The 26625-nt window shown below is 47.6% G+C and carries 30 protein-coding genes and 1 pseudogene; 28 read left to right on the top strand and 3 right to left on the bottom strand.

The window, feature by feature from the left end:
- Window positions 1-393 precede the first annotated feature (393 nt).
- From Xvie_RS07435 to Xvie_RS07340, 20 genes and pseudogenes are all read left to right on the top strand, one after another.
- Window positions 394-1281, top strand: coding sequence for a ParA family protein (locus Xvie_RS07435; RefSeq protein WP_086108704.1), 888 nt, complete (start codon window positions 394-396; stop codon window positions 1279-1281).
- On the top strand, window positions 1278-1673 hold the full coding sequence (locus Xvie_RS07430; protein WP_086108703.1) for a hypothetical protein: 396 nt from the start codon (window positions 1278-1280) through the stop codon (window positions 1671-1673). Before Xvie_RS07435 ends, Xvie_RS07430 begins: the two co-directional genes overlap by 4 nt.
- On the top strand, window positions 1657-3021 hold the full coding sequence (gene dnaB-PI, locus Xvie_RS07425) for an SPI-7-type island replicative DNA helicase (protein WP_086108702.1): 1365 nt from the start codon (window positions 1657-1659) through the stop codon (window positions 3019-3021). The genes Xvie_RS07430 and dnaB-PI overlap by 17 nt, the downstream gene beginning before the upstream one ends.
- A gap of 2 nt (window positions 3022-3023) precedes the next feature.
- Entirely contained in the window at window positions 3024-4589 is a 1566-nt protein-coding gene (locus Xvie_RS07420; protein ID WP_086108701.1) for a ParB family protein, read from the top strand.
- Window positions 4590-4669: 80 nt separating this feature from the next.
- On the top strand, window positions 4670-5245 hold the full coding sequence (locus Xvie_RS07415; RefSeq protein WP_086108700.1) for a DUF2857 domain-containing protein: 576 nt from the start codon (window positions 4670-4672) through the stop codon (window positions 5243-5245).
- A 19-nt stretch (window positions 5246-5264) separates the two neighbouring features.
- Window positions 5265-5519, top strand: coding sequence for a ParE family toxin-like protein (locus Xvie_RS07410; protein ID WP_086108699.1), 255 nt, complete (start codon window positions 5265-5267; stop codon window positions 5517-5519).
- 107 nt (window positions 5520-5626) lie between these two features.
- Window positions 5627-6850 (top strand): STY4528 family pathogenicity island replication protein, encoded by a 1224-nt coding sequence (locus Xvie_RS07405; protein WP_086108698.1) that lies wholly within the window; start codon window positions 5627-5629, stop codon window positions 6848-6850.
- 196 nt (window positions 6851-7046) lie between these two features.
- Window positions 7047-7400, top strand: a complete 354-nt coding sequence (locus tag Xvie_RS07400) for a metalloregulator ArsR/SmtB family transcription factor (RefSeq protein ID WP_086108697.1) — start codon at window positions 7047-7049, stop codon at window positions 7398-7400.
- A 61-nt stretch (window positions 7401-7461) separates the two neighbouring features.
- Window positions 7462-8745 (top strand): arsenic transporter, encoded by a 1284-nt coding sequence (locus tag Xvie_RS07395; RefSeq protein WP_086108696.1) that lies wholly within the window; start codon window positions 7462-7464, stop codon window positions 8743-8745.
- Window positions 8746-8801: 56 nt separating this feature from the next.
- The gene (gene arsC / locus Xvie_RS07390; RefSeq protein WP_086108695.1) at window positions 8802-9230 is read left to right on the top strand and encodes a glutaredoxin-dependent arsenate reductase; all 429 of its coding nucleotides are present in this window, start codon (window positions 8802-8804) and stop codon (window positions 9228-9230) included.
- 12 nt (window positions 9231-9242) lie between these two features.
- Window positions 9243-9963, top strand: a pseudogene (arsH, locus tag Xvie_RS07385) (arsenical resistance protein ArsH).
- 83 nt (window positions 9964-10046) lie between these two features.
- Window positions 10047-10265, top strand: coding sequence for a DUF7661 family protein (locus Xvie_RS07380; RefSeq protein WP_086108694.1), 219 nt, complete (start codon window positions 10047-10049; stop codon window positions 10263-10265).
- Window positions 10266-10658: 393 nt separating this feature from the next.
- Complete coding sequence (locus tag Xvie_RS07370) at window positions 10659-11372, top strand: PFL_4669 family integrating conjugative element protein (protein WP_086108693.1); 714 nt, start codon at window positions 10659-10661, stop codon at window positions 11370-11372.
- Between the two features lie 13 nt (window positions 11373-11385).
- Complete coding sequence (locus Xvie_RS07365) at window positions 11386-13383, top strand: DNA topoisomerase III (RefSeq protein WP_086108692.1); 1998 nt, start codon at window positions 11386-11388, stop codon at window positions 13381-13383.
- Between the two features lie 31 nt (window positions 13384-13414).
- Window positions 13415-13720, top strand: a complete 306-nt coding sequence (locus tag Xvie_RS20905; protein ID WP_139838828.1) for a hypothetical protein — start codon at window positions 13415-13417, stop codon at window positions 13718-13720.
- On the top strand, window positions 13696-14160 hold the full coding sequence (locus tag Xvie_RS07360) for an STY4534 family ICE replication protein (protein ID WP_086108691.1): 465 nt from the start codon (window positions 13696-13698) through the stop codon (window positions 14158-14160). The genes Xvie_RS20905 and Xvie_RS07360 overlap by 25 nt, the downstream gene beginning before the upstream one ends.
- A 75-nt stretch (window positions 14161-14235) precedes the next feature.
- Window positions 14236-14445: a hypothetical protein gene (locus Xvie_RS07355; protein WP_086108690.1), complete on the top strand. Its 210-nt coding sequence runs from the start codon at window positions 14236-14238 to the stop codon at window positions 14443-14445.
- A 16-nt stretch (window positions 14446-14461) separates the two neighbouring features.
- Window positions 14462-14974, top strand: coding sequence for a single-stranded DNA-binding protein (gene ssb, locus Xvie_RS07350; RefSeq protein WP_086108689.1), 513 nt, complete (start codon window positions 14462-14464; stop codon window positions 14972-14974).
- Between the two features lie 250 nt (window positions 14975-15224).
- Complete coding sequence (locus Xvie_RS07345) at window positions 15225-15977, top strand: sterol desaturase family protein (protein WP_086108688.1); 753 nt, start codon at window positions 15225-15227, stop codon at window positions 15975-15977.
- An 18-nt stretch (window positions 15978-15995) separates the two neighbouring features.
- Window positions 15996-17162 (top strand): PrpF domain-containing protein, encoded by a 1167-nt coding sequence (locus Xvie_RS07340; protein ID WP_086108687.1) that lies wholly within the window; start codon window positions 15996-15998, stop codon window positions 17160-17162.
- Between the two features lie 230 nt (window positions 17163-17392).
- Here the strand turns inward: Xvie_RS07340 and Xvie_RS07335 are convergent, their stop codons facing one another.
- Window positions 17393-18229, bottom strand: coding sequence for an Abi family protein (locus Xvie_RS07335; protein WP_339373943.1), 837 nt, complete (start codon window positions 18227-18229; stop codon window positions 17393-17395).
- A 612-nt stretch (window positions 18230-18841) separates the two neighbouring features.
- Between Xvie_RS07335 and Xvie_RS07330 the strand changes: the two genes are divergently transcribed.
- The 6 genes from Xvie_RS07330 to Xvie_RS07305 all read left to right on the top strand — a co-directional run bounded on the left by Xvie_RS07330 (window position 18842) and on the right by Xvie_RS07305 (window position 23863).
- The gene (locus Xvie_RS07330) at window positions 18842-19129 is read left to right on the top strand and encodes a helix-turn-helix domain-containing protein (RefSeq protein WP_086108686.1); all 288 of its coding nucleotides are present in this window, start codon (window positions 18842-18844) and stop codon (window positions 19127-19129) included.
- 150 nt (window positions 19130-19279) lie between these two features.
- Window positions 19280-19819, top strand: coding sequence for a PFGI-1 class ICE element type IV pilus protein PilL2 (gene pilL2 / locus Xvie_RS07325; protein ID WP_086108685.1), 540 nt, complete (start codon window positions 19280-19282; stop codon window positions 19817-19819).
- Complete coding sequence (locus Xvie_RS07320; protein WP_086108684.1) at window positions 19819-20520, top strand: TIGR03759 family integrating conjugative element protein; 702 nt, start codon at window positions 19819-19821, stop codon at window positions 20518-20520. Before pilL2 ends, Xvie_RS07320 begins: the two co-directional genes overlap by 1 nt.
- Complete coding sequence (locus Xvie_RS07315; RefSeq protein ID WP_086108683.1) at window positions 20496-21035, top strand: integrating conjugative element protein; 540 nt, start codon at window positions 20496-20498, stop codon at window positions 21033-21035. Before Xvie_RS07320 ends, Xvie_RS07315 begins: the two co-directional genes overlap by 25 nt.
- Window positions 21032-23089 (top strand): type IV conjugative transfer system coupling protein TraD, encoded by a 2058-nt coding sequence (gene traD, locus Xvie_RS07310; protein WP_086108682.1) that lies wholly within the window; start codon window positions 21032-21034, stop codon window positions 23087-23089. The genes Xvie_RS07315 and traD overlap by 4 nt, the downstream gene beginning before the upstream one ends.
- A gap of 15 nt (window positions 23090-23104) precedes the next feature.
- Window positions 23105-23863: a TIGR03747 family integrating conjugative element membrane protein gene (locus tag Xvie_RS07305; RefSeq protein ID WP_086108681.1), complete on the top strand. Its 759-nt coding sequence runs from the start codon at window positions 23105-23107 to the stop codon at window positions 23861-23863.
- A 467-nt stretch (window positions 23864-24330) separates the two neighbouring features.
- Here Xvie_RS07305 and Xvie_RS07300 read toward each other — a convergent pair whose 3' ends face one another.
- Window positions 24331-25350 (bottom strand): ParA family protein, encoded by a 1020-nt coding sequence (locus Xvie_RS07300; protein ID WP_086108680.1) that lies wholly within the window; start codon window positions 25348-25350, stop codon window positions 24331-24333.
- A 49-nt stretch (window positions 25351-25399) separates the two neighbouring features.
- Complete coding sequence (locus Xvie_RS07295) at window positions 25400-25780, bottom strand: hypothetical protein (protein ID WP_244175530.1); 381 nt, start codon at window positions 25778-25780, stop codon at window positions 25400-25402.
- A gap of 232 nt (window positions 25781-26012) precedes the next feature.
- On the opposite strand from Xvie_RS07295, the gene Xvie_RS07290 reads away from it, so the two are divergent.
- Complete coding sequence (locus tag Xvie_RS07290) at window positions 26013-26342, top strand: integrative conjugative element protein, RAQPRD family (protein ID WP_086108679.1); 330 nt, start codon at window positions 26013-26015, stop codon at window positions 26340-26342.
- The gene (locus Xvie_RS07285) at window positions 26339-26575 is read left to right on the top strand and encodes a TIGR03758 family integrating conjugative element protein (RefSeq protein ID WP_086108678.1); all 237 of its coding nucleotides are present in this window, start codon (window positions 26339-26341) and stop codon (window positions 26573-26575) included. The genes Xvie_RS07290 and Xvie_RS07285 overlap by 4 nt, the downstream gene beginning before the upstream one ends.
- Window positions 26576-26625 lie beyond the last annotated feature (50 nt).

Raw genomic sequence — 26625 nt, 5'->3', positions numbered from 1 at the left:
TCATTGCCTCATGAATGTCCAAATAGCCTTCTGGCGGGAGCCTGTTCTGCTCAAGAAAAATTGGACATTTTTACGAAGGCCATTTCAAATTCCCCGGGCGTTAAGTTTCATTATTAAGGACATCCTTGTAATCGAACGGTAAGTGCCCCGAATTATGTCTTTCGCTGCATATTGATTGCAACAGACGAAACTAGACGTAGAAATAGGAAATAGTATTGATTTTGCAGGATTTGCTAAGAATTGTTTGACTGGGCTGGACTTCACTGGAAGTTGAAGTGGTGCCGGAGGCGGAATCGAACCACCGACACGGGGATTTTCAATCCCATCGTAAGTTAATTTAATGTAAAATTCCCTAATTTGACAATTTGTACACTTAACTTATTGAGTGTACTAATGAAAATACTTCCCATCATTTCCCCCAAAGGCGGCGAAGGTAAATCCACCCATGCCGCGAATCTGGCCGGATTTTTTGCTGATGCCGGTCTACAAACTCTCCTGATTGACGCCGATTATTCCCAACCCACGTCCAGCAGTATTTTTATCCTGGACTATGAAGCGCCTGCCGGGCTGTATGAACTGCTGATGCAGACGGTGGATCTGAGTCAGGCAGATGCGATCATTTCCCGCTCGGCGATCTGCAATCTCGATATTATTGTCTCCAATGATCCTGATGAGCTTCTGCCGACGGCCATGCTGCATGCCCCGGATGGCCGCCTGCGCCTGCGCAATATCCTGCAACATCCACGTTTTCATCAATATGATGTCATTATCATTGACTCCAAAGGCGCTACCGGCGTGATGACTGAACTGGTGGTACTGACCGCCACTCAGTTTGTGCTGGGGATAATTAAACCTATTCTGCCGGATGTACGTGAGTTTCTGCGCGGCACGTTGCGGATGTTGACCCGCCTCAAACCATTTGAAAATTACGGCATTCAACTACCCGTCATTCAGATACTGGCGAACGGGATTGAAGGCACCAATCTGGATCGGGATACGCTCAATGAGCTGACCGATATTATCGAACAGCAACGGTACGACACGTCAGCGTTGGGTGGCAGAAGGGTTTATCAGTTGCTGAACACCCGTATTGATCTGCTGGATATCTACAAACTGGGGCATGTCCGTGCCCAGCCTGTCCATCGTCTGGAATACAAAACTTCACGCAAAAGTCCGGCGGCGGCGCGGACCATGCACAGTCTGGCTTGTGAACTGTTCCCCGAATGGGCGGCGAAGTTTGATGCGGTATTGGTTTACCAACCCACGGGAGACGTGCAATGAATGTTATCTGGCGTGCTGTCTGCTTTTGTTACGACAATGCCGAATTGCCGTTCACGGATACGCAGGATGAGTGGTTTGTGTTTGTTGATGCGCCGGATCGTAAAACGGCGCTGGCAAAATTTCAGGCGTTATTATCGGTTGTCTGGAACGTTTCGTCTGACATCGTTGAACATTTCAGTCCCCGCGGTGAAGAAGAGTTACGTGCACTGTCACTGATGCACGGGACACCAAATGATTTGGCCCTGCTGGAATGTGGCTGGGAGCACGGTAAACCGCAGTATTTAACTGCCAACGAAGTGCTGTTCTGGGTCTCGTCACCCTGTCTGCAACAGCGGTTAGTGGCTGCGCTGAATACTGTCAGTCAGGAGGCCAAAGATGGACTTTCCGCATGATTTTATACAGACCGTCAGCGAAGACCAGCCCTGCAATTATTATGCGGAAGTTGCCGTGATTGGCGGACTGGTGCTGGATAATGATCGCTGGGATGACCTTGTTCAACTGCTGACGCCGGAAGATTTTCATTTTCCGGCACATCGGCACATTTACCTGGCCATCGCGGAGCTGACGGAAAAAAACACGCCGTATGATTTGCTCACCCTGACTGATTTACTGGCTCATCAGGGGTGTCTGGACAGCGTTGGGGGCTTTGCCTACGTCGCGGAAGTGTGTAAAAACACGCCCAGTGCCGCCAATATTGTGGAATATGCCCGCATGGTGGCAGAAAAAAGTCAGTTGCGTCAGTTGCTGGTGCTGGGCAAATCCCTCAGCGTGGATGTTTTTCAACCCCATGTTCAGGCCGCTACCCTGGCCGAACAGGCGGAAAGCCAGCTGTTCAGCCTGGCAGAAAAAGGGGCGGCCAGACAGCAGCAGGAAGTCACCCTGCTGCAAGGGGCGGAGGCGTTGATTGCTCACCTGGAACGCATTCAGGGCAGCAACGGGATCACCGGCACGCCGACCGGGTTTCAGGTGCTGGATGGAATGACCTGTGGCTTACAGCCGGGGGATCTGATCCTGCTGGCTGCCCGCCCCTCAATGGGCAAAACCGCACTGGCACTGGCGTTTTGCCTCGGTGCATTACGAAGCTGTGAGGATGCGGTAGTGCAGATTTTCAGTCTGGAAATGCCGATCGCCCAACTGATGCTGCGTTTGTCGGCGATGGAAGGCAGCGTAGCATTAAGTGCTCTGCGCAGCGGTCTACTGGATGATGAACAGTGGGGACGCATCAGCCAGAGTCTGGATCAGTTTACCCAATGGGATAAGCGGCTGATTATTGATGATTGCAGCCACCAGACACCGGCCTTATTGCGTGCCCGTGCCCGCCGCTATACCCGTAAATATGGCAAGCCTGCCCTGATTATGGTGGATTACCTTCAGCTGATGTGTGCCCCCGGACAGGAAAACCGTACACAGGAAATAGCCGATATCTCCCGCAGCCTGAAAGCGTTAGGCAAAGAGCTGGATTGCCCGGTGCTGGCACTGTCCCAGCTTAACCGACAAGTCGAAGCCCGCCCTGAGAAACGCCCCAATAATGGGGATCTGCGTGATTCCGGCTCGCTGGAGCAGGACGCTGATTTGATATTGCATCTTTACCGCGATGAAGTCTATCACGAGGCCACTCCAGATGTTGGGATCGCCGAAATTATTATCGGTAAGCAGCGTCAGGGACCGACAGGCACGGTACGTGTGCGGTTTGAGGCGCAATATACCCGTTTTTCTGATTTCGATGGCAGCGGGAGGTAAAGATGGGACGCAATACACTGAATTTAGGCAATGCCTTGTTACAGCAGGGGCGGCAGGCAGTCGTCACGCTCGATGATGGCCAGCCGATGGCGGAAATGCCAATGGTATTAACGCTGGATCAACTTCGCCCGAATCCGGATAACCCCCGCACCAGCCGCAATCCCCGTTATGACGATATTAAAGCCTCGATCAAAGCCCGTGGGCTGGATACGGTGCCGAAAGTCACCCGCGATCCGGACGGTGACGAGGTTTATATCTTCAGTGATGGCGGGAATACGCGCTATCAAATTCTATCCGAGCTGTGGCGGGAAACCGGCGATGAACGTTTTTACCGTGTGCATTGCCTGTTTAAACCGTGGCCGGGGCGTCTACAGTGTGTTATCGGGCACTTAGCTGAAAATGAACTGCGGGGTGACCTCAGCTTTATTGAAAAAGCATTAGGGATCTGCAAGGCCAGAGCGATTTATGAAGCGCAGAAAAAGAAAAAAATCAGTTTGCGTGAATTTTCAGCGTTGCTCAGTGAAGCCGGTTTTCCCGTTAGCGACGGTCACATCAGCCGGATGGAACATACCGTGAAGTACCTTTACCCGTGGATGCCTAATCTGTTGGCGTCCGGGTTGGGAACACCACAAATACGTCCTTTATTGGCGTTGCGTCAGAATGCCGATAACTTCTGGCAACAACATGTTTTCAGTATAAACCCGGAACCTACTGTAACCTTTGATGAAGTTTTTGGTCTCTGTTGCCGTAAGTTTGATGCACTGGAAGACTGGTCACCGGAGATGTTCCGCGATGAACTGATCGGCGATTTATTACAGGCATTGCCGCATCCATTATTGAATTATGACCGCTGGATACTGGAGTTAGATCCGAAAGAAAGTAACCGTCGGCAACTTTTTGGCGAACAGGCTACAGCGTTTGGCTCTATACCGGAAGAGCCTGAGACGAATAAAGCGGATCGGGTTCGAATACAAAACAAGGAATCGAATCCGCGAATAATTTCGCCTGACACTGAGGCAGCACGCGCTCCGGTCGATAAAGTACAAACGCCTGCCATTTCTCCCTGCAAAAATCCGGTGATACCACCTTATCAGCCGGATTGTGCGGATAACCCGCCAGAAACGGTAATATCTGTTTCTGAAACCGAATGCCTGCACTTTGCCCAGACCGGGCTGGAGCCGGTCAGTTCCGTCTGGGACATTTCCCCGATGCAGGACGATATCGATCATCTGCAAAGTATGGCCTTCCGGCTGGCGTTTGAACTGGCGGAAGTGATGGGTTGTGACGGCGATTTGCTGCCTGTATCGGATGCGGGAGCGGCGGGATTTTGCCTGATTGACGGGCAGGATGCTCATCCTTTTTCGTCTTTATTGCACTCCCTGACCGGAGAAATTGCTAATGATGGCAATGAACTGACATTGACAGCCGTTTTGCTGGGGACGGCCGGACGGGAAGAAGTGCCTTTACTGGACGATACCCAGACCGTGAAGTTCTTACGCCTCATTCGGGTTATCCGTCGTCTGCGTGAGCTTCAGCGGGGGGTTGCACTGGAGACGTTAACGATGTAGCGATATCGGTACGGGGTGCCTGCTTCTCAGTGTGTTGTTCATTCATTGTGTTTTGACTGGCCTGATAGTGGAGGAAGTGTATGAATCATTTATCGCAAGCAACCAACAGTCTGTTATTGCAGTTGGTGATGGATTTGAAAAACGGCTATATCCGCCGTTGCGAGGCATTGGGGCCGGCACCCTCGGAGATGCTGATGTTACAGAGCCTGACGATTGAGGATCTGCATTATCTGGGCAACAGCCCGGTATCGGTGCTGAGCGTGCAAATTCACCATGCCAATCTGGCGCGCATCTTACATCAGGCGCGTATCGAACAGCTACGGATGCAACGTATTGACCGGGCGCTGGAACTCAGTGGATCGATTGACCTGATGCACTATTTTTTTGGCCTGTCCAGCCTGGAAGTTGCGGCCCGTCGGCGTATTGCTGGCATCACAGCGAAATCAGGGCGGGTTTCGGTGCTGACCGAAATGGAAAACAGGGACCTGTGGCAACGCTGGCAGGCGGCAAAGATTGCCGATGCGGACAGCGTCGAAGGGCTGGATATCATGATGGATGTGGCTGAGCACCATGGTATCTCGCTGACATCTGTCTGGAATGCCGTCAAAGACTGGCAACAGAGTAGATCATCAACACCAGTGAAAAAACAGGCATGAAAGGAATATGAAGGAAACGATGTCAGGAAAATTAACGGAAATTATGCCCGGCCTGCATGTGCCCTTGATGAGCCCGCTGTCATTTCGTCGCAAGGCACAGTATCAGGTGAGGTGTTACCAGCGGGGAGAGCGTAATTATATCCGGCTGAAAGAAAAAGGTACTGGGTATCTGAAAATCAATGTGGGGTTGTTCTGGCGGTTGTTGAGCCGTGATAACGGGCAATCGTGGGAGCTGATGCTCCATGAACGTTACAACAATGAAATTCGTAAATAACCAGTATTGAAGTCGTGTCATTCTGCACCTTGTTTTTGCTACAGGGTGCATCCCTGACATTATTTTTACAGACAAATAGTTAAAGGCGAAAGCCGGAGAACGGGATCATGAAAAACCTGTCAGCAGACAGCATAATTGCTCATACCATCGCCAGGATGAAAATGCGTCTGGAACAACGTGCCGACGATGACGTCTCACAATTGCGCAGTGGTCTGCTGTTTATGGGGAATATTCAGGATGCCTATCCCCGCCGTCTATTACTGGATGATCGGTTGTCGCCGCTGGATAAAACGGGCTGGATGATGATCCGCCTGTACGCCCAGCAAAATGAAGGTGCAGTTTTCCCCAGTTATGACGAATTACAAGTATTGCTGGCGTCCCCCTATAAAGGCAAGGCATCGCGTGAAACCGTTAGCCGGGTATTGCTGATGTTACGAATCACTGGCTGGCTGAGTTTATGCAAGCGTATCCGCGATGAACACGGGCGGGTGCGGGGTAATATTTACGCCCAACACGATGAACCCCTGACCTGCCGTGATGCTGAAATTCTCGATCCCCACTGGCTGGATACCGTGGCGGAAGCTTGTCGCAGTAAAAACCGCACTATCAGCCAGACGGCTTGGGAGGTCATGACTGACATCAAAGAAGACCCACTGATGCGCCATCGCCATAGTCATATTCGCTTGCTGGAAGAGAGGTTAAGTGCCGTTCAGACGCCGCAGCAAAGGGTGATGTGTCAATCTCTTCAACAAGGGGATAATCAAACCGAACTCAGGGAAATCAAGCCGGGTTCGGAAACCGGACTGAGTCAAAAAGAGGGGCAGGTTAAGCTGAATTCGGACTCCGAACTCAGTCTGAAATCAATGCCTTACAGTGAATCAACTAAACCGAACCGTTATGTACGTTCTTTCACACAGAGTGTGAATAAAAAAACATACGTCGATCCGCAATCCGCTGTTTTTCTGCCAGAAGGGCTTTGCCGACAACTGGAACCGGAAGATGTGACGATGCTGAACAGCCAGTTGCAGGCCTTGCCTGCTGAACAAGCGCAGACCATACTGAGCTGTCTGGACAAGGCGTTGCGGGCAGGAAAAATCGGCAATCCGGTCGGCTGGCTGCTGACAATAATGAAACGGGCACGGAACGGGCAACTGTATGCACAGGCTGAAACTACTGTTGCAATTCCTGTTCCTGCAAAGATGCCAGTGAGATGCACACAGGAAACTGAACACCCTGCGTCACCCTCCTCACAAACCCATGTCCGCAGTATGGTGGAAGAGATTCGCCAGCGACTGACACAGGCGAAATATCATTGTAATGTCATTGATTGAAAAATGAGCACTGCTGGCACTGCCAGCAGTGACTAAAAAATCGCCTGTTTATGATCAGCTGATTTCCCGTGAAATACATCATATTGAGCAATCGGGTTTTTAACTCTTTCCTCAAAAACATATTTACTTAAACAAATGTATTATTGACGAGCCATTACTCCTGAGTATGATATTCAGTTCAGCAATAGGAGTGTTTATGACTCAGCTTACCCCGCTTCATTTTTTCAAATACCTCTCCGATGAGACACGCCTCCGCGTCATGTTGCTGCTGCGTGAGACTGGCGAGCTGTGTGTTTGCGACATCTCAACGGCACTTCAGGAGCCGCAGTCTAAAACTTCGCGCCATCTGGCCATGCTTCGCGAAGCCGGGTTGCTTTTAGATCGACGGGAAGGTAAATGGATTTACTATCGTCTGTCTCCACATATCCCTGTCTGGGCAGCCAATGTCCTTGAACAGGCTTTTCAATGTCAGCAGGCTGAGATAGCTCAGTTGAGTACGCGATTTCAGAAGATTAACCCGACAACAAGCGGTAAATCCGTCTGTCAGTAACAAGAAAAAAATTTATTCAAACATATTCGATTTTTCACATATGTATATTTAGGAGAAAACTATGTGGCTTGCAGGGGCAATTTTTATTCTGACTCTGATCCTGGTGATATGGCAACCAAAAGGGCTTGGCATTGGCTGGAGCGCCGTCATCGGTGCCACACTTGCCTTGATCACCGGTGTTGTCCATGTCAGTGATATTCAAGTGGTGTGGCAAATTGTCTGGAACGCTACGGCAACCTTTATCACCGTCATTATCATCAGTCTGCTGCTTGATGAATCAGGTTTTTTTGAATGGGCAGCCCTGCATGTTGCACGTTGGGGAAAAGGGAAAGGCCGTTGGCTTTTCACCTACATTATCTTGCTCGGGGCCAGTGTCGCCGCGCTGTTCGCAAACGATGGCGCGGCGTTGATTCTGACCCCGATAGTGATTGCGATGCTTCTGGCGCTCGGTTTCAGCCGGGGAGCCACGCTGGCGTTCGTCATGGCGGCGGGATTTATTGCCGATACCGCCAGTTTACCGTTGATCGTTTCCAATCTGGTGAATATCGTCTCGGCTGACTTTTTCAAACTGGGGTTTCATAACTATGCCTCAGTGATGGTGCCGGTCGATATCGCCGCCATCATTGCTACGCTTGCCATGTTGCACGGGTTTTTCCGCAAAGATATTCCGAAGACCTATGACGTTGCGAAATTGAAATTACCGCGTGAGGCTATCCGTGATGTGCGAACATTTAAAACCGGCTGGATTGTGCTTGCCCTGTTGTTGACAGGTTTTTTTGCTCTTGAACCTTTAGGCGTACCCGTCAGTTTGGTTGCTGCTGTCGCCGCTCTTGTCCTATGGCTGGTTGCTCGCCGGAGCCATGTGATCAATACGGGCAACGTACTGAAAAAAGCGCCCTGGCAAATCGTTATTTTCTCACTTGGGATGTATCTGGTGGTGTATGGCCTGCGTAATGTCGGTCTCACCGATGTCCTGTCAGGCATGCTGAATACCCTGACTGATTATGGTCTTTGGGGAGCCACGCTGGGCACCGGTTTTCTGACGGCAATCCTGTCATCGGTGATGAACAACATGCCTACCGTCCTGGTGGGTGCACTTTCTGTTGAAGCCAGCACGGCGACGGGTGTTATCAAAGAGGCCATGATTTACGCCAATATTATTGGCAGTGATCTGGGACCTAAAATCACGCCCATTGGGAGTCTGGCGACGTTGCTTTGGCTGCATGTTCTTGCGCAGAAGAACATCATTATTTCATGGGGTTATTATTTCCGCGTCGGGATCGTGATGACCATTCCGGTCCTGTTCGTGACGCTGGCCGCACTGGCACTGCGCCTGTCGTTTTAATCAACCTTTAATTAATTGTGGTCCGGGCTACCCGGTAAACTAAAAGAGAACAAGTGATGACAGATATCACCATTTATCATAATCCGGCCTGCGGTACTTCGCGCAATACACTGGAACTGATCCGTAACAGTGGCGTCGAACCCGAAGTTATTTTGTACCTGGAAACCCCGCCTTCCCGTGAGACACTGATCAGACTGATAGCAGATATGGGCATGACTGCCCGTGCGCTGCTGCGTAAAAATGTAGAACCGTATGAAGCGCTGGGTCTGACGGAAGATAAATTCAGCGATGACCAGTTGATTGATGCCATGCTGGCACACCCTATCCTGATTAATCGGCCGATTGTTATCACGCCAAACCATACCCGACTGTGCCGCCCGTCTGAGGTTGTATTGGATATTTTACCGAAACCGCAAAAAGGCGCATTCACCAAAGAAGACGGTGAAAAAATTATTGATAAGCAGGGCTACCGAATAGCAAAATGATCGTGAGGAACAATGAACATATTTAAAAATAAGTTAAACAATATTAAACCAGAGATATTTGATACGGAAATTTCAGCACAACGATTTAGTGTTATTGAACTTAAGCATCCACCAAGAATTCTGATGCTCTATGGCTCAGTGCGAGAACGTTCATACAGCCGACTGGCAACAGAAGAAGCGGCTCGTTTGCTGGAGACGATGGGGGCAGAGGTACATATCTTCAATCCCTCAGGATTGCCATTGCCTGACGATGCACCACACCCATCCTAAAGTGCAGGAACTCAGAGAATGGGTACGCTGGGCTGAGGGGATGGTATGGTGTTCTCCCGAACGCCACGGTGCCATGACGGGGATTATGAAAGCGCAGATAGACTGGATACCCCTCTCTGAAGGGGCGATACGGCCTTCACAGGGGAAAACACTCGCAATTATGCAGGTCAGTGGCGGCTCACAATCCTTCAATGCACTCAACCAAATGCGTATTTTGGGGCGTTGGATGCGTATGTTTACCATTCCGAATCAATCATCCATCGCCAAAGCATGGCAGCAATTTGATGATACAGGGCGAATGAAACCTTCTTCCTATTACGACCGCATTGTGGATGTTATGGAAGAAATGATGAAGTTCACTTTGCTTATCCGGGGTCACAGTGATTATCTCGCTGATCGTTACAGTGAACGCAAAGAAAGTGCGGCACAGCTTTCAGCCAGAGTGAATCAGCAGGAGATTTAGGTGTATTAGCTCAAATTTGACCTGACAGTTTTTTCAGGCCGCACACAATCAAATCGGACAGTCTGCTTTGAGCGAGGTTAATAATGCTGATCTACAACGTGTTTGGACGACACATCGGGGTCAAACGAGAGGGCGAACGCTGGCTGGTGTTCCGCGCAGATCTGACAGAGCGCAAATTTTCCCGGGTTTACGAGATCGCTATTCCGGACGACATGACTGAGGACGAAATTCCGGGCTGGCTGGGAGACATTTTCCATGAGGCAGCAACAGAGCGTCATCCTGATGTAAAACGCGTCGAATAAGAAATTCTGCCTTAGGGCAGCCGTTATTGGCACGCTTAAGAATGCGTTCACGCTCAGCCTCAGCGACAACTGCGAGGAGCTGAATCACCATTTTCCTTCGGTGCTGAGACCATTTTCCGGAAACCGAATAGCTATCTCCTTTTGATAACAGGCATCAACAATCCGGTACACTCAGAGATTCAATCTTTGTGCTGGAACTTTAGCGTTTCTGTTGTATAAATATCACACACTGCTGGTACTGCCAGCATTGATTGAAAAAGAATCAATTTTTAACATCAGGTTAATTCTGCCGGTTTTTCTTTTTGTCTCCATAATTGGTTATCCATTGAATTTCAGCCTCCTTTGCCCTGATAGTTTGACTGACTTATCAAGGCTAAATGGGAGTCTTTGTGCATGTCAGATTTGGAAGAAAAACCCGCATCCCAGCCGCAGCGGCGCGCCGGAGTCTTAACCTCTTCATTAACGATTGAATTACATACTCACTATGCTATCCGGCTGTGGGCAGGGCGCCGGCGGGAAGAGATCAGCAAGATGCATCAGGTTGCGGAGATCCTTGGGATGCCTCAGGTGATCAAACGGGCCGGTAACATTAGTGTGGATGTCGCTGCCGATAATCCGTATGCCGATGCCTGGCTGGTGAAACTGGAGCAGAAGCTGGAAGCTGCGTCCACCAATCTCCAACAGAGTCTTGCCACCTTGCAGGATACTCTGAATGCTGTACCAAAGCAGATCACCTTATCCTCAGTTTCCTCTGTCGAACCCCTGAATATTGGGGTCTACAGTCATTCGCCATTAGGTTATCGCTGTGTCTGGCTGCTGGTTGGTTACGACCAGTTGGCGATGAAAACGTTTCAGGTTTTTCATTACGGGCTGATTTCACGTGCAGAGCGGGATGCCTTTCTGCACAACGGCAGCCGTGCCATTCGCCAGATTTACGGTCTTGTGCGCTCTTACCGTTCACTGGCGGTCACCCGACAGGATATTGCAGAGAAAACTCAGGCAGGGCTGGATGCCATTAAACTGCTGGGAGAGCCGCATCCCGATATTCTGTCAGGCAAGCAGCGTTCCGCGTTCTCCTCCCCGTTACGTTCCACAGTGCAAGGTTAATGGAGGTGAACAGATGCAGCTTTATTTATGTGAAAAGCCCTCTCAGGCCAAAGACATTGCCAACGTTCTGGGCGTAAAACAACGTGGGCAGGGATTTCTCTTTGGTGTCGGTATCACGGTGACCTGGGCCATCGGGCATTTGCTGGAAGTGGCCGCCCCCGAACATTATGGTGAGCAGTTTGGTCCGCCGTGGCGGCTGGAGGTGCTGCCGGTGCTGCCGGTGCAGTGGCAGTGGTCGGTGAAGGAAGCGACAGCGGGACAGTTTGCCGTCATCGAACAACTGTTGAAACAGGCGGAGGAAGTGATTATCGCCACCGATGCCGACCGTGAAGGGGAAATCATCGCCCGTGAGTTGCTGGAATATTGCCGTTTCACTGGTTCGGTCAGGCGGTTGTGGTTGTCGGCATTGGATGAAACCAGTATCCGGCAGGCACTGGCGTCAATTTTGCCGGGTGAGCAGACGGAAGCACTCTATCAGGCAGGGCTGGGGCGGGCACGCGCCGATTGGTTAACGGGTATCAATCTGACCCGTTTGTATACCCTGAAAGCCCAGGCGCTGGGGTTCGGGGACGTGTTATCCATCGGTCGGGTACAGACCCCGGCGCTGGCTCTGGTGGTGAACCGAGATAAAGAAATCAGTCACTTTGTGCCGAAACCTTACTGGCAGGTGATGGTGAAGCTGGAAAAAGACAACACCCACTTTCAGGCGAAATGGCTGCCCGCCGCGGAGGATGGCGATGCCGAAAACCGCTGTCTCCGGGAGGCTGTGGCGCAGGCAGTACAACAACGTTGTCAGCAGGCAATGCAAGCCACGGTGATGGCAGTCAGCAAAAAACGGGAGAAAACCCCGCCACCACTCTGCTTTGATTTGGGGACATTGCAGCAGACGGCGTCCCGTCTCTGGGGCATGGGTGCCAGTCAGGTACTGGCCATTGCCCAGTCTCTGTATGAAACCCATAAAGCGACGACTTATCCGCGTACGGATTGCGGATATCTGCCCGTGCCCATGCAGGCGGATATTCCGGTGGTACTGACGGCTCTGGCGCGAACGGACCCGGCTATGGCCGATATGATCAGCAAGCTGGACAGACAACGGGTTTCCCGCATCTGGAATGATAAAAAAATTACGGCCCACCATGCGATTATTCCCACACGCCATCCCTTTGATATGACCCGTTTAACGGCCGATGAATTCAGGGTTTATCAGCTTATTCGTCAGCATTATCTGGCGCAGTTTCTGCCTGAGCAGGAAACGGATGTGACTGATGTGATACTGGATATCGGCGGGCAACGCTTCCGGGTAAAAGGGCGGGTGAATGTTGTGACAGGCTGGAAAGCACTGTTTACCGATGAAACTGGAGAGCAAGCAGAACAGGAAGCGGATTTGCCCTTACCGGTGCTGCATCAGGGTGACCGGTGTCAGATTATTGAAGCCAACATCCGGTCATTGCAGACCAAGCCACCGGCACCGTTTACCGAAGGCACGCTGATTGCTGCGATGAAAAATGCCGCCAGTCTGGTCAGTGATCCGCAATTAAAGCAGGTCCTGCGTGAGAGTGCCGGGCTAGGCACGGAAGCGACCCGTGCCGGCATTCTGGACACCTTGTTTAAACGCCGGCTGATTGAGCGGAAAAAGAAAGCGGTCCATGCAACCTCGCTGGCGCAGGAGCTGATTGCCGGCCTGCCGGAGGTGCTGACTAGTCCCGGTATGACCGCGTTATGGGAGCAGTCGTTGGATGATATCGCGCAGGGTAAAGCATCGCTGGCTGTGTTTATGCAGAAACAGGTGCAATGGCTGTTGCATTTAGTGGAACGGGGTAAAGTCCAACCCTTTCATCTGACGTTACCGAAAACCCCGGACTGCCCGAACTGTGGCCGCCGGATGCGGCAGCGGCAGGGGAAAACCTCGCCATTCTGGGGCTGTGTAAACTATCCGGCCTGCAAGGGGATGCTGAATGACAAAGCGGTAGCCCAATCGCGTAAAGCCCGGCGGAAAAATCAGAACGCATGAAGATCTGGTTGTTGTTTGACGCGCTGACGAGATGCCTGAAGAATCAGCCTGTTTCCTGAAGATCGATGAGCCTGCAACGATCGCCTCTGGGTGGCTGCCAAACTCCCGTAGCCTGAAAGGGAGCGCATTAACGTGGTACATCTGCACCCCTTTGGAAGCAGATATTGCCGGTTCAACGGCAATGAAGGTTTTTTTATTCTTTATCAGAACGTCAGCAACGTCTATGTCTGACACCCGGCGGGAAAAACTCTTCCCGTCAGGGATAGGGTTTTCTCCGTCACACCGTATTTTTACCTCCATGGAGAACATCGTATGTCTGAGAACACCACAGCCTTAACCAAAAACGACTATTTCAACCTGAATATCAAAGGACTGGGTTATCTGAATAATATCCGTCATGTCAGCACCACCAGTGGCACGTTCCTGAGCTGTGTGATCAATGCGTTAAATGGTCCCAGTGATAATCCGGTCTATGTGCGTTTTGATATCACGGTGGTTGGTAAAGAAGCGACCAGTCTGATTGGCCGTTGCCAGAAATCGGTAGACGAGGATAAAAAAGTGTTGCTGGGCTTCACTTTAAGCAACCCGTCCACTGATATTTTTACCCTGAAACGCGGTGACCATGCCGGTGAACAGCGCGTCAGCCTGAAAGCCCGTCTGATTAAAGTGGACTGGATCAAAATCGGTCAGGACAAAGTCTATCAGGCCGAGCAGTCTGATTCGGCACCCCCCCAGAACGGTGTTGCGCAAACCGAATATGCAGAAAATTCATTCTGATATTCCGTCTACCCCACCGACTGCTCTGATGTTTCAGGGCAGTCCCTTGATTATTAAAGACAACAGGATATCGCCATGAATATTGCACCGATTGGTGTGCTGGCACTGCAATATTGCCATAAGCAGTTACCGTTAGCTGTGTTACAAAGCCGTGCGGGGTTTTATATCGGCACAATGGAGGCGGGCGTTCCGTGCTCCCGTGAATCAACCGAATATTTTGCCAGCCGTGCGCAGGCAGAACTGGCGCTGAAACAAGGGCGCTGGACACAACGTCAGTCAGCGTAACAGGGAGGAAATCAGCATGTCTTCGCGCGGAATCAATAAGGTTATTTTAGTGGGTAATCTGGGGCAGGATCCGGAAATCCGTTACCTGCCAACGGGTGGCACGGTGACAACGCTGTCACTGGCCACGTCAGACAACTGGCGGGATAAACAAACCGGCGACATCCGGGAAAGAACCGAATGGCGCCGGGTGGTGATCTTCGGCAAATTAGCAGAAATTGCAGCGGAGTACCTGAAAAAAGGGGCTCAGGTCTACATTGAAGGCCAGTTGCAGACACGCAAGTGGCAAGACCAACAAGGGCAGGATCGCTATTCAACGGAAGTGGTGGTCAATGTGAACGGCACCATGCAGATGCTGGGCAGCCGTTGCGATGCAAAACCAGTGGCTGCGCCGCAGAGCGCACGGAAACCAGTTCAGAAGCCCCAGCCCTTTCAACCGGCTAAAAAGGAAAGTGCACCCACTCAGATGGCGCAGTGTTCAGCGTTGCCGGAAGGAACGGAGGAAATGGAGTGGGATGAGATCCCGTTCTGAGTGTTTTTTTATTATTATCAACATATTGCCCTGTTTTAACAGGGCTTGTTTATTTATTAAGCCAATAGATTTTTTTATCCATAATAACTATATAAAAAAGGTGAGATCCCGACCTGACTCATTTAAGACATTGATAGGATTTTAATGTATTATTAATACCTTGCATTTATTTGTTTTTTATTTATGTCTTGTTGATTTGTCATTAAGTACACTTTCGAGGTTTTTTAATAAAGTGAAAGGTGTATGATGATTGATTATATTCTTTTTTTTTTGGTTTTTATTTATTTTCATCACTGACATTATTGTTTACATAAGAATAGATTACACACCTGATAAATATAATCGTCATTGGAAAAATAACTTTTTTAATTTTTTCTTGACAAGAGTGGTATCTATTTTATTCATAGCTCCTGTTGTTTTTTATGCAAGCCACCATCCTTTAACACATGTATTATCTTATACTGGGAATATTTCATCTTTATTAGATATATTCATAGGTGTTATCATCCTTGATCTGTCAGGTTACATATTTCATCGCATGAGTCATAAATATAAATTTATGTGGAGATTTCATGAAATTCATCATCTTGATGAGATTTTAGATGCCACAACAGGGCTGAGGGTACATTTTGTAGAGTTAATCTTACACATGTTCTTTAATTTAGTAATAATTTCCCTATTAGGAATATCGTTAGAAACCATTTTGGTTCATTCTGTTTTTGGATACATTATTGCCATTTTTCACCACTCAAGAATTAGGTTCCCCATTAAAGCAGAAAAATTATTATCTTATTTAATTACAACGCCGAGATTTCATGAAGTTCATCATGATAAAGGGTACAAAAATAGCAATACAAATTATTCATTTATATTTACTGTCTGGGATAGATTGTTTGATACTTATCACAATAAAACTTTTCAGAAAAATTGGGATTATGGTTTAGCCTATCAAAGAGATGTGGATACGGTCGAATCCATATTAAGACCTTTAAAAAAATATTGATTTCACAATGGTGATTTTATGAAAAATATATCCCGCCCAATTAAGATACCACTCTATTATGTCAGAGGTGGAACTTCCACTGGTATAGTTTTGCTACAGAAACATTTACCAGAAGAGAAAAAGGTAAAAGAAGAAATTATTAGGCATATAATGGGAGTGCCTTTAGATGGAGAAATTAAAAATAATAAACAATTGCATGGATTAGGTAGAGAAAAAACAACAAGCAATAAAGCTTTTATCATTGATATAGATTATCAGTCTAAAAAGGTGATTAGCACTTTTGCACAGCTTGAAAAAGACAGTAATACCGTGTCGTGGGATATTAATTGTGGGAATATGACCTCATCTATCCCATTGGTTATAAGAGATTTACCCGAAGAAAAATTGCTAATGCCGGATGGTAAGTTGAATATTTATAACACAAATACGCATAAAAATATTGTATGCACAATGCCTGATGTATCTCCTAAATACCAATTAACAGATATACCGGGTGTTATTGGCGATTTCCCCGAAGTTAACGTCTCCTTTAAAGACCCAGCATGTTCAAAGACAAAATCTATTTTTCCTACCGGGAATTTAATTGATTCATTTAATAATATTCTACTTACCTGCATAGACGTTGTTGTGCCGATGATCATTATCAACGCAGAAAGTTTAGGGATCACTGGTTACGAAAATGCCGATGAAATTGAAAATAATAAGGCACTACAAGACAAGATTATGGAAGTAAGGGTTGGCATGGGTGCTAAGATGGGAATTACTAAGAAAGACGGAACAGTGATGAGTGAAACGGATCTAAAACAGTCTATAACACAGCCTAAAGTTGCCATTATTTCGCCTCCCCTAGATAGAGGCGACATTAACATCAGATATCTTACTCCCAAAAGTGTACATTCATCTATTGCTGTATCCGGTGGTTGTTGTTTAGCGGCCGCCTGTTGTTTTTCTGGCACTGTTGCAAGTCACATATATCATTCTTATAACGATAATTCTATAGTCAATATTGAACACTTATCTGGGATATCTGAATTTAGCATCACCCGTAATGGTAATCATATAGAATATACCGGTGCACAGCGAAATGCTCAGATTCTGATGAAAGGAGAATTCTTTATTTATAATCCCAGTCTTGAGCTTGATAGCGTCATGAGAAATTTCACATCTCCGGTAAGTCAAAATTGAAGTCATTAAATGACAAATTACACTTTGATAATCTTTTTTGCATTGGAATAACGTCCAGTGCTTGATTCTGGGTAATATTTCACTAAATCATATTGCTGATATGTATCAATTTCATCATGAAGTTCTTCTTTTCTTCCAAAAAATATCGCCTTATCTTTTCTGCTTTTTATTAAAATGTGATTATCCGAAATATGAACAATTTCCCCGGTATGAGAAGCGTCTAAAATGACTCATTTTCTCCAATCTTTATTGATGTGCAGTGATGATATTCCTTCCGGAAGCTGTTTATTTTTCCAGAGTGAATGAAGGCTGCATAACTCTGCCATTTTTTGATTATTTTCAATAATATCTAATAGTTTGAGATTGGAAGGGTTGATCCAATCAATAACTTTTAAACAACGTTCGTAATGCTCAATCACTTTATTGACAATATCTTCAACCTGATACGCTTTTTGATCACGCCACAGAGGTTCATGATGAGAGAGCCGGTTACGAATTTTGTTAATTTCTTTTAGCTCATTACCAATGCTGTTAATCGATAATGGGCGGCCTGTTTGTGTATTTAATGCGTTTGGGAAAACTGAACCTCTCAAATGGGGCCAAAGTACCAAGTAAGGTTTTTTTTGAATATCAAAATCATTTCTGACCATAGAAACCCAGAAACCAAAGGTCAGTTTGGCGATAATGTTTTCAGGCGTATGAGGTTTTTTCTCTTTCTCTAACTGGTTTATGGCTGCCTGAATGCCTTTATAAGCACCGGGATTATTCCGTTGTGTGAACGCATTGACGAACCAATGGCGGTCTATTTGGGATTTTTTCTCTGCCCAAACATGGCTGGCAAAATTGCGTTCAATCCGTTCTTCTTCATAGTGAATATAAGACTGATAGAGGGCGTTGCGTAATGAAACTTCAATGACTTGTAACGCAGGTAAGAAAGCACTGGCCAGTTGTTTATTCCATAAATAAACACCTAAACATTGTTCAGGGGATTTCCCGCCAAGAATAGGTGACTGATAAGTGGCAAATCTGGAGGCGGAAAGTGATTGGGTAATTGCTTCAATAGTCATTATCTTACGGCGTCCTTTATGAATTTGGCACAGTATACCGTTTGTTTTGTTCAGATTCACAGGACCGATCACATACATTGACGTATTTTATTGCGTGTTATATAATCTGCAACCAGGGGAAACTCTACTTGTGTAAGCACCCGCCCCTACTCCTTGTGATGGTCGGTGTGTGAAGAATATCTTTCAAAAAAGGCTCCTAAAGGGGCCTTTTTTGATCCTGATGAGTAACATGTGAATAACCATTAATAGATATTTTTTCGTTTACTATCCTGAATATCATGGCAATATATTGAATTTATTGTGTTGATATTTAAGTTCATTTTCCAATATTGGTTATTTTATTTACCCTATTTACTTATTGGACTTACCTGTTCGATTATTGAATTAGATAACGGAATTCGTTAAAGTGAAAAAGCTATCGGCAAAATCCGATAGTCGGGGATTTGCGACCTCGTTTGTTATCCACTGGTAGGTAGTTTCTACCAGTGCGCCTGCTATCATCCTTTCTATGGTGGTTCAGGCAGGGGAGACTCATGTCTCGCCGGCTGATAACTCCGGTATCGCAAACCCTGTCTGAGCTACCACCAATAATCTACAGAAGGGGAAGCAGGTATGACGATGATTCACACTCAGAAAGACTGGCACCCAGCCGAAATTATTTGTGCATTACGCAAACGTGGTACGACACTCGCCGCTTTATCCCGCGAATCGGGACTCAGTTCTTCCACTCTGGCAAATACCCTGTCCCGTTCATGGCCTAAAGGGGAACTGATCATCGCGACCCGTTTGGGAATGGAACCCGCTGAAATCTGGCCCAGCCGTTATTTCGATGACTACGGCAATTTTATTGAACGAAAAATACGTCAGTCGGTTAATGAAAACCCGCCAGCGGTTGAATAACCCACTGATAAAAACCATCACATTGACACTTAATAACGTCTGTTTCGGCATATTAATTTTCAGCAAATACAATTGAGTTGTTCATTGAATAAATTACCGGGTTCCCTGCATAGTCGATGCTATTGATGACTGAGCAGGAACCTGACCGGAATGAAAATAAATGCGTTAATGAGCCTGATCGCGCTCATGCTGACCGGATGCACGACTTGTGTAACCCCTTCGCCTCAACCAACAGAAGAAATTTTTCCTTCCGTTACGCGGACACAAAACATTCAAACTGTTTCACTGGATATTTACGGACCAGCGCAGGAAGTCGTCCGCTATGGCCGCTATGTACTGGTCAGTACCAACCCGACAGCGGTGCAGCGTGATCCGCTTTCCCAATTGATTGAAGTTCATATTCCTGCTTCTCTGAACCCCACGGTGGCTGATGCCATGCGTTATGTACTGCGTCAATCCGGCTACACATTGTGTGCGCCTGAAAACACCAATGAAATCTTATATCGCCAGCCGCTGCCGTCAGTACACGCACAGTTAGGCCCCGTTCGGTTGCGTACGGCATTGCAGGTGATGGCTGGTCCGGCCTGGCAACTGGAAGTGGATGAGGTACAGCGTGTGGTTTGCCACCATTTACGACAGGGCTATAAACTCCCGGTTACGGCTAAACCCACTCAGTCGGGAGAGCGTTGATGAAATTACACCGAACAGGCCTATTGACGTGGTTGCTGCTGAGCCATTCTGTGTGGGCAGCAACACCCACACCGTTAGCTTCGCAGCAGACGCACACGACAGAAAGCCAGCAGCAATCCCTGAAAAGTCAGCCTGAACAGTGGAAGTTAAGTGCCGATGAATATCAGCGTTATCAGCACCTGATGAGTGGGCCACGGGGTATCCAGTCGCCAGGGCTTGATCCGTTAACGACATTAGGTATTGAAGCCGAAAGCGATACCGAGCGCCGCCGTTATGCTGAACAGTGGGTTAAGTCAGAGTTTGCCCGTACCGAAAAAGAGCTGCGTTTCCAGCGGGAAGTGGATGCCGCCTGGCAGCGGCTGTTTCCGGATGTATTGCCGGTCAATATGGAAAAATCGAGTGCGACCAATGGTCGGCTGGCATTGTTTGTCAGAGCCAAAGATTGCCCGCAATGTGAAACCCGTTTGGCCGAAGTCCTGGCTGCAAAGCAACCCGTTGATATCTATCTGGTAGACAGCCAAAGTAATGATGACACTTTACGGCAATGGGCCAAAGATCATCATATTCCTGTGGAACGGGTACATAATCGACAAATTACACTGAATCATGATGCGGGGTATTGGTTCCGGTTTGGCAAGGGTCTGATGCCAGTATTATTACGACAGGGGGAGCAGGGATGGCATATCACGTCATTACAATGAAACGGCTGAACCTGTTGCCTATCATCGGTCTGTTATGGATTCATACTTGCCAGGCTGAACTTAACGTGATTGCCGATTTAGGCGGCAAAGATGCTTCGCCCTTTTATGAAAGCATTAATGCCCAGCCGAGTTATCGTTCTGTACAACCACAACATTTCTCGCCAGAAGTATCGGGTGAAGCGGTCATGTTGCCGGTCAAAACACCGGAACTGACACCGGGAAAGGTAACAAGCCGATCACTGCAACTACCAGGCATTGGGGCGTTATTTCTGATTGGCGATGATCCCGATTCACGTCAGTGGCTAAGCCAGCATGCAGCACGGCTTGCGCAATTGCACGCGGTGGGGCTGGTTGTTAATGTCAGTACAATAGCAGGATTACAGTCATTGCGCACCTTAGCACCGGATATCCTGTTATCGCCGGCTTCCGGTTCAGAATTGGCGCGTCGTTTGCAACTGCAACATTATCCGGTGCTGATCACTGAAAGCACACTCACACAGCAACCCTCACTATGAGCCGTCGTTATGTGGTTGAAGCCTTGCTGCGTCCGGCGGTAGAACTGAATACTGCTGTCGTTTCAGCTGTGGCGGCATTTATCTGCATCCGGGCACCGTGGGCGATTGCACTGGCACCGTCAATCAGTTATGTGATGGCCGGTGGTTTTGCAATATTGTCGATGATCCGCACGTGGCAGGGCATTCAGGTTATCCGCTATCGCCGAAACCTGCGCCGTCTGCCACGCTACCTGATGAGCACAAAGCAAATTCCCGTCAGTCATCAGCGCTTGTTTCTGGGCAGGGGATTTCGCTGGCAGCAGAAGCATACCCAGCGTTTGCAGGATACGCGGCGACCAGAGGTCGAACGATTTGTGCAGCCATCCCGGTTCTATCAGCTTGTCCGGGTACTGGAACGCCGTACCGAATACCGCTGGCCTAGGTTATCAGCGTTGTTACGCAAAGATTCGCCGTTAAATCCGGTGCGACCACTGCCTCCGGTGGGCGGCAATCCTGTGATCCACGGTATTGAACCACAGGAAGCCGAGGTGTTTATGGATCTGCGCGAACGGGTCGGGCATACCTTAGTGATGGGTACTACCCGGGTGGGAAAAACCCGGCTGGCTGAATTGCTCATTATGCAGGATATTCGGCGCGGTGAGGTAGTGATTGTTTTTGATCCCAAAGGTGATGCTGATTTGTTAAGGCGTATCTGGGCGGAAGCGCACCGGGCTGGGCGTGGCAATGAGCTTTCTCTCTTTCATCTGGGCTGGCCGGAAATTTCGGCGCGTTATAATGCCGTCGGGCGGTTTGGCCGGGTTTCGGAAGTCGCTTCCCGTCTGGCGGGACAATTGAGTGGTGAAGGGAACAGTGCGGCATTTCGTGAGTTTGCCTGGCGGTTTGTCAATATTGTCGCCCGCGCGTTAGTTGCACTGGGGCACCGGCCGGATTACACGCTTATCACGCGTTACGTCAATAATATCAGCGAACTGTATCAGCTGTATGCCACTAAAGTGATGGAAGACAGGCAACCAGCTCTGTTGGAACAAATTAACCATTACCTCGGTAAACTGAAAGAAAAAGATATCCCGCGCAATATGCAGGGGCAGCCTGATGCGTTCCGGCTCTGGGCAATGGAAGTCACGCTGAGTTCAGAAGCGGGTAAGCAACTCTATGACCCGATTCTGGACGGATTACGTACTGCCGTGCGTTATGACCGTACCTATTTTGATAAAATTGTCGCCTCTTTGCTGCCCCTGCTGGAAAAGCTGACCACGGGTAAAATTGCTGAGCTGTTATCACCGGATTATCTCAATATGGCAGATTTGCGCCCCATCTTCGACTGGGAACAGGTGATCCGCAAGAACGGCATTGTCTATATCGGGTTGGATGCGCTGTCTGACAGCGATGTGGCCTCGGCGGTGGGCAATAGCATGTTTGCGGATTTGGTCAGTGTAGCCGGGCAGATTTATAAATATGGCATGAATGCGGGCTTGCCAGTGCGCCATGACGGGAAGCTCGCGATTAACCTGCATTGTGACGAATTCAATGAACTGATGGGCGATGAGTTTATCCCGCTAATCAACAAAGGTGGCGGTGCGGGCATGCAGGTGACGGCCTATACCCAGACCTCATCGGATATTGAAGCCCGCATCGGTAGCCCGGCTAAAACCGCACAAGTGATTGGTAACTTCAATACCTTGGTTATGTTGCGGGTGCGGGATAATCGGACGGCGGAGTTACTTACCAGCCAGCTGCCCGAAGTGGAAATCTACAGTAAGACCCTGGTCTCAGGGCATTCTGATATCGCCGATGTTGAACAGGGGCAGGATTTCACCTCGTCCACGCAGGACAGGGTCGGCACAGTCAAAACACCGCTGGTGACGCCTGCTGAGATGATTAACCTGCCGAAAGGACAGGCGTTTGCCCTACTGGAAGGCGGACAGTTGTGGAAGATTCGCATGCCTTTGCCAACCGGCGATGACGATGATGCCCTGATGCCGGCAAGTTTGCAGAAAATCGCCGAGCGTATGCGACGGCACTACCGCACCCGTGAAAACTGGTGGGAAGAGTAGGGGTAATTTCACGTCATGGCACAGTCAGAAAATCAATCCCGCCCCGCTTCCCAACCACCTCGTAAGCATGGGCTGTTGTATCGCCTGTTATGGGAATGGCCGTGGCAACTCACTGGCTTTATTGTGATGTCGTGGCTATTCAGTTTGTTACTGGAATATCTTGGTATGACTTTTTTCTGGCCGGACGAGGGCTTTGCTCACAGCCAGACGATGATGAACACTGAACTGCAATTTTTATCGACGGAGTTTACCCAAAGCCTGTTGTTGTTAAACCCCTCACAAACGGTTTCTGACTGGCTGGCACAGGCGTATCAATGGATTTTTGTCGACAGTGGTTTTATGCACTGGATACAGGGGCAACGGCAATATCAGGTCAATAGCCGCAATGATTTTATGCGTGAATTCAATGCAGTATTGCAGGGGGTATCGGATTATTTGCGGGAATATGGGCTGGCCACGGTGTTTATCACGATGGTGACGTTGATCCGGCTGGCGATCCTGCTGTTATCCGTCCCCCTGTTTGTGATGGTGATTTTAGTCGCACTGGTTGACGGATTGGGACGGCGGGATTTACGCCGTTATGGCGCGGGGTATGAATCCAGTTTTGTTTATCATCATGCCAAGCGAGGGATTAAACCGGCCTGCACCATTCCTTGTGTGCTGTATTTATCCTGGCCGGATGTGGTGTATCCCACGGTGATATTGTTGCCAGCGGCGATAATACTGGGGATGGCGGTAGTGATCACAACGTCGATGTTTAAGAAGTATATATGAGAATTGGTGCTGGACGATGAAATGCAAAACGGGTTTTGGTTTTGTATTTCATCGTCAGCAGACAAGCCGCTCAGCGGCGCGTCAGAAATGATTATTGTACTGAATTTGATCTAGTTGAATATTGTGGACAGTTCTATTTTTCGCGTTTATTTTTTAAATCAAGATCTATTATATGATTCTTATTGATATCAATCAGGATCACCTATTATTAAAATAAGCAGGGTAAGAGCATGAACGTTTTTTACTCTGAATAAATAATATTTGTTAGCAATAATATATTTATTTTTCACAAAAATAAATATATCTGTCTGTGTCAAAAAGTCATTTTCAATCAGTTATCTCATTTTAATAACATTCATGCTCTCACCCTGTTAAAATAATTAAAGGAAGTGATAGACAAAATATAGTTAGCTCACTATGAATTGATTTATATGTGAGCCATTCTGTTTAGTAAAAATGCATTTAGACTAGATTTTTTCAACCAACTCACTAATGGCATTTCGAACTTTATCAAGATTTTCTTTGTTTACCTGAATTGATTTTCCATTAACTGAAAGTCTTCCTGGTTTCATTTCTGAAAAAGGGCAGCCCCTAGCAAATGCAACAACTCCTGTTGTTTGGAAATCTCTGACACTAATAATTCCATCCTTGGATTTTTTAAAGGAAAAATATTTTTTATGATTTTGGATGGCTGTATTTAAATCATCGTTAATTCCTGTTAGTACTGCTTGGTATGCTGATGCATCACCCATATATTGAGTAATTCTGTTTCTTACGACTAAATGAATTTTAGGTAAAGTTCTACCTGCTTCATTCATGAGAAAAGAAAATGTAAATTTTGAATAAATAGGGGATGGAAGGCTTATACCGTATATGAGTGATAAGGCATTCTGTAGAGCTCTACGTGATGAGTCATCTGCCATTACTGGAACAATAATATATTCTGATGCGGCTAATGCTATTTGTGTATACATAGCAAAGCTTGGGTTGGTATCAATAAATACATCGTCATAATAATCATTAGTCTTGACTAATAGATCTTTTAGCCAGTCAATGACTGCTAACCATGAATTTATTCCTGGCAAATTAGCATTAGCTAATGTATTCATTGCTATTGCTTGTAGTTCAACTAATGGATCACCGCAAATTAAATCAACATTGTCAGGAATGTTACTATTTACTGATGATGGTGTTAGGATGTAATCCTGTGGTATAAAATTGGATGGAGAATATGGCGATGAAAGTCGATTATCGAAGTATCCACCAATACTTTTTCTTGGTATGTTTTCATGAGCGATCAGTAGTTGATTATTTCCATTGTTTTCTTGTCCGCCAAGAAATAATTCAGAGATATTTGCTTGTGGACATAAGTCAACGGCCAATATTTTTTTGTCTGGATGCTTTTTTGCAAAACTACAGATAGACTGAAATGCTAAACTTGTTTTTCCTGTGCCACCCTTGTTATTCCAAAATGAATATATAGACATAAATATTTTCCTTTTAGTTATTTATCATTAATGTAAAGGGATAATTAGATTAATGCAATAAACACAATACGTCGCTGGTGTTAACTTCAATGAGCGTCATGGATTCAATCCAGTCACAGGATTTACAGATTCGGTTATCCAGCTTCGGATCAAAATGGTAGTGATGATATGAGATATCTTCACAATATCCCACAAACGGCTGATCAATACGGTGAAGCTGAATAGCCGCCGCCTGCTCTTTGGAGGCCGGGAAAAATGCGCCACCGACTTCCGCAAACATGTCGGTATCATTCTGCTGTGCGCCACAGTGTTCGCAGTGATTTATCCAGTACTGCCTGCCCAGCCGTTGGCTGACTGCTTTACGTAGCGTGTGATGAAAACTAGGCAGCACGCTACGCACGAGAGTGGGAATATCGGCGATATAAAACAAAAACGCTGGGCCGTCCTGTTCGGTATAAGCTATTTCCGTGCCGGATTCATCGTCGCTATTGGCTTCCAGTAGCTTCGCAGCATGTATCTTCCTTCATTATTAAACCGTTAACCCAATAAATTAGTCAGACTATTTAGCTAATTTTCATCAAAGCATAAAGAGTTTATTGCTGATCGGATTTAAAAAACACCGCATCCTCGGCATTTTGAAATCCATGACGAGGTGAATATTTATGCGCGGTGGCTTTTCGCTATCTTGTTCTGTCGGCCTGCTGGGGCTGGCTGTGTTATGTATGCCACGGGCTCATGCGGCCGAAAAAGACGAACTGGCGAGTGCAAAGCGTCTGATTGAGCAGGTGCAAATGGCACTGGAACGCGCAAGCATCGCAGAAAATCAGTCTGACACAGCAAAACGCCCTCGTTATGACTTTGATTATCCGCGCATCAAAGCCGATCTCAATACCATCAAAGCCGGTATCGATCACTACCTTACTCCGTCCCGTGCCCAACCTCGTGAGTCAGGCACCTTATCCGGCTATTACCGTCAGGAAAACCCGCAATGACGCAGGCGCAACGCAATGCCTTTGAAGTGGCATCCGGGCACTTTGATATCACTTTTTTGTATCTGGTGTGTGTCGGATTTTTCTTAGCCACCTTGTTTTTCTGGGCGGCCTGGGCGGCGGTAGATGTCTGGAATGGCTGGGCAAATGAAAAAGTGCGTAATCAGACCCTCAGCCAGTTTGCCCTTCGAACCGCGGTATTGCTGGTCGTGGCTATTTGGATGTTTGCCAGTTAATGCAGCGAACATGATGAAAAGGAATAGATAGAACATGAAGCACATTTTTA

This window comes from Xenorhabdus vietnamensis (assembly GCF_002127535.1).
Lineage (GTDB): Bacteria > Pseudomonadota > Gammaproteobacteria > Enterobacterales > Enterobacteriaceae > Xenorhabdus > Xenorhabdus vietnamensis.
The sequence above is the reverse complement of the archived record's forward strand: the minus strand, read 5'-3'. Positions and strand labels throughout refer to the sequence as shown.

Bases quoted from the DNA above. Each gene is read 5' to 3' on its own strand.
- Xvie_RS07435 (WP_086108704.1), top strand. From the start codon at position 394: ATGAAAATACTTCCCATCATTTCCCCCAAAGGCGGCGAAGGTAAATCC.
- Xvie_RS07430 (WP_086108703.1), top strand. From the start codon at position 1,278: ATGAATGTTATCTGGCGTGCTGTCTGCTTTTGTTACGACAATGCCGAA.
- dnaB-PI (WP_086108702.1), top strand. From the start codon at position 1,657: ATGGACTTTCCGCATGATTTTATACAGACCGTCAGCGAAGACCAGCCC.
- Xvie_RS07420 (WP_086108701.1), top strand. From the start codon at position 3,024: ATGGGACGCAATACACTGAATTTAGGCAATGCCTTGTTACAGCAGGGG.
- Xvie_RS07415 (WP_086108700.1), top strand. From the start codon at position 4,670: ATGAATCATTTATCGCAAGCAACCAACAGTCTGTTATTGCAGTTGGTG.
- Xvie_RS07410 (WP_086108699.1), top strand. From the start codon at position 5,265: ATGTCAGGAAAATTAACGGAAATTATGCCCGGCCTGCATGTGCCCTTG.
- Xvie_RS07405 (WP_086108698.1), top strand. From the start codon at position 5,627: ATGAAAAACCTGTCAGCAGACAGCATAATTGCTCATACCATCGCCAGG.
- Xvie_RS07400 (WP_086108697.1), top strand. From the start codon at position 7,047: ATGACTCAGCTTACCCCGCTTCATTTTTTCAAATACCTCTCCGATGAG.
- Xvie_RS07395 (WP_086108696.1), top strand. From the start codon at position 7,462: ATGTGGCTTGCAGGGGCAATTTTTATTCTGACTCTGATCCTGGTGATA.
- arsC (WP_086108695.1), top strand. From the start codon at position 8,802: ATGACAGATATCACCATTTATCATAATCCGGCCTGCGGTACTTCGCGC.
- Xvie_RS07380 (WP_086108694.1), top strand. From the start codon at position 10,047: ATGCTGATCTACAACGTGTTTGGACGACACATCGGGGTCAAACGAGAG.
- Xvie_RS07370 (WP_086108693.1), top strand. From the start codon at position 10,659: ATGTCAGATTTGGAAGAAAAACCCGCATCCCAGCCGCAGCGGCGCGCC.
- Xvie_RS07365 (WP_086108692.1), top strand. From the start codon at position 11,386: ATGCAGCTTTATTTATGTGAAAAGCCCTCTCAGGCCAAAGACATTGCC.
- Xvie_RS20905 (WP_139838828.1), top strand. From the start codon at position 13,415: ATGCCTGAAGAATCAGCCTGTTTCCTGAAGATCGATGAGCCTGCAACG.
- Xvie_RS07360 (WP_086108691.1), top strand. From the start codon at position 13,696: ATGTCTGAGAACACCACAGCCTTAACCAAAAACGACTATTTCAACCTG.
- Xvie_RS07355 (WP_086108690.1), top strand. From the start codon at position 14,236: ATGAATATTGCACCGATTGGTGTGCTGGCACTGCAATATTGCCATAAG.
- ssb (WP_086108689.1), top strand. From the start codon at position 14,462: ATGTCTTCGCGCGGAATCAATAAGGTTATTTTAGTGGGTAATCTGGGG.
- Xvie_RS07340 (WP_086108687.1), top strand. From the start codon at position 15,996: ATGAAAAATATATCCCGCCCAATTAAGATACCACTCTATTATGTCAGA.
- Xvie_RS07335 (WP_339373943.1), bottom strand. From the start codon at position 18,229: ATGACTATTGAAGCAATTACCCAATCACTTTCCGCCTCCAGATTTGCC.
- Xvie_RS07330 (WP_086108686.1), top strand. From the start codon at position 18,842: ATGACGATGATTCACACTCAGAAAGACTGGCACCCAGCCGAAATTATT.
- pilL2 (WP_086108685.1), top strand. From the start codon at position 19,280: ATGAAAATAAATGCGTTAATGAGCCTGATCGCGCTCATGCTGACCGGA.
- Xvie_RS07320 (WP_086108684.1), top strand. From the start codon at position 19,819: ATGAAATTACACCGAACAGGCCTATTGACGTGGTTGCTGCTGAGCCAT.
- Xvie_RS07315 (WP_086108683.1), top strand. From the start codon at position 20,496: ATGGCATATCACGTCATTACAATGAAACGGCTGAACCTGTTGCCTATC.
- traD (WP_086108682.1), top strand. From the start codon at position 21,032: ATGAGCCGTCGTTATGTGGTTGAAGCCTTGCTGCGTCCGGCGGTAGAA.
- Xvie_RS07305 (WP_086108681.1), top strand. From the start codon at position 23,105: ATGGCACAGTCAGAAAATCAATCCCGCCCCGCTTCCCAACCACCTCGT.
- Xvie_RS07300 (WP_086108680.1), bottom strand. From the start codon at position 25,350: ATGTCTATATATTCATTTTGGAATAACAAGGGTGGCACAGGAAAAACA.
- Xvie_RS07290 (WP_086108679.1), top strand. From the start codon at position 26,013: ATGCGCGGTGGCTTTTCGCTATCTTGTTCTGTCGGCCTGCTGGGGCTG.
- Xvie_RS07285 (WP_086108678.1), top strand. From the start codon at position 26,339: ATGACGCAGGCGCAACGCAATGCCTTTGAAGTGGCATCCGGGCACTTT.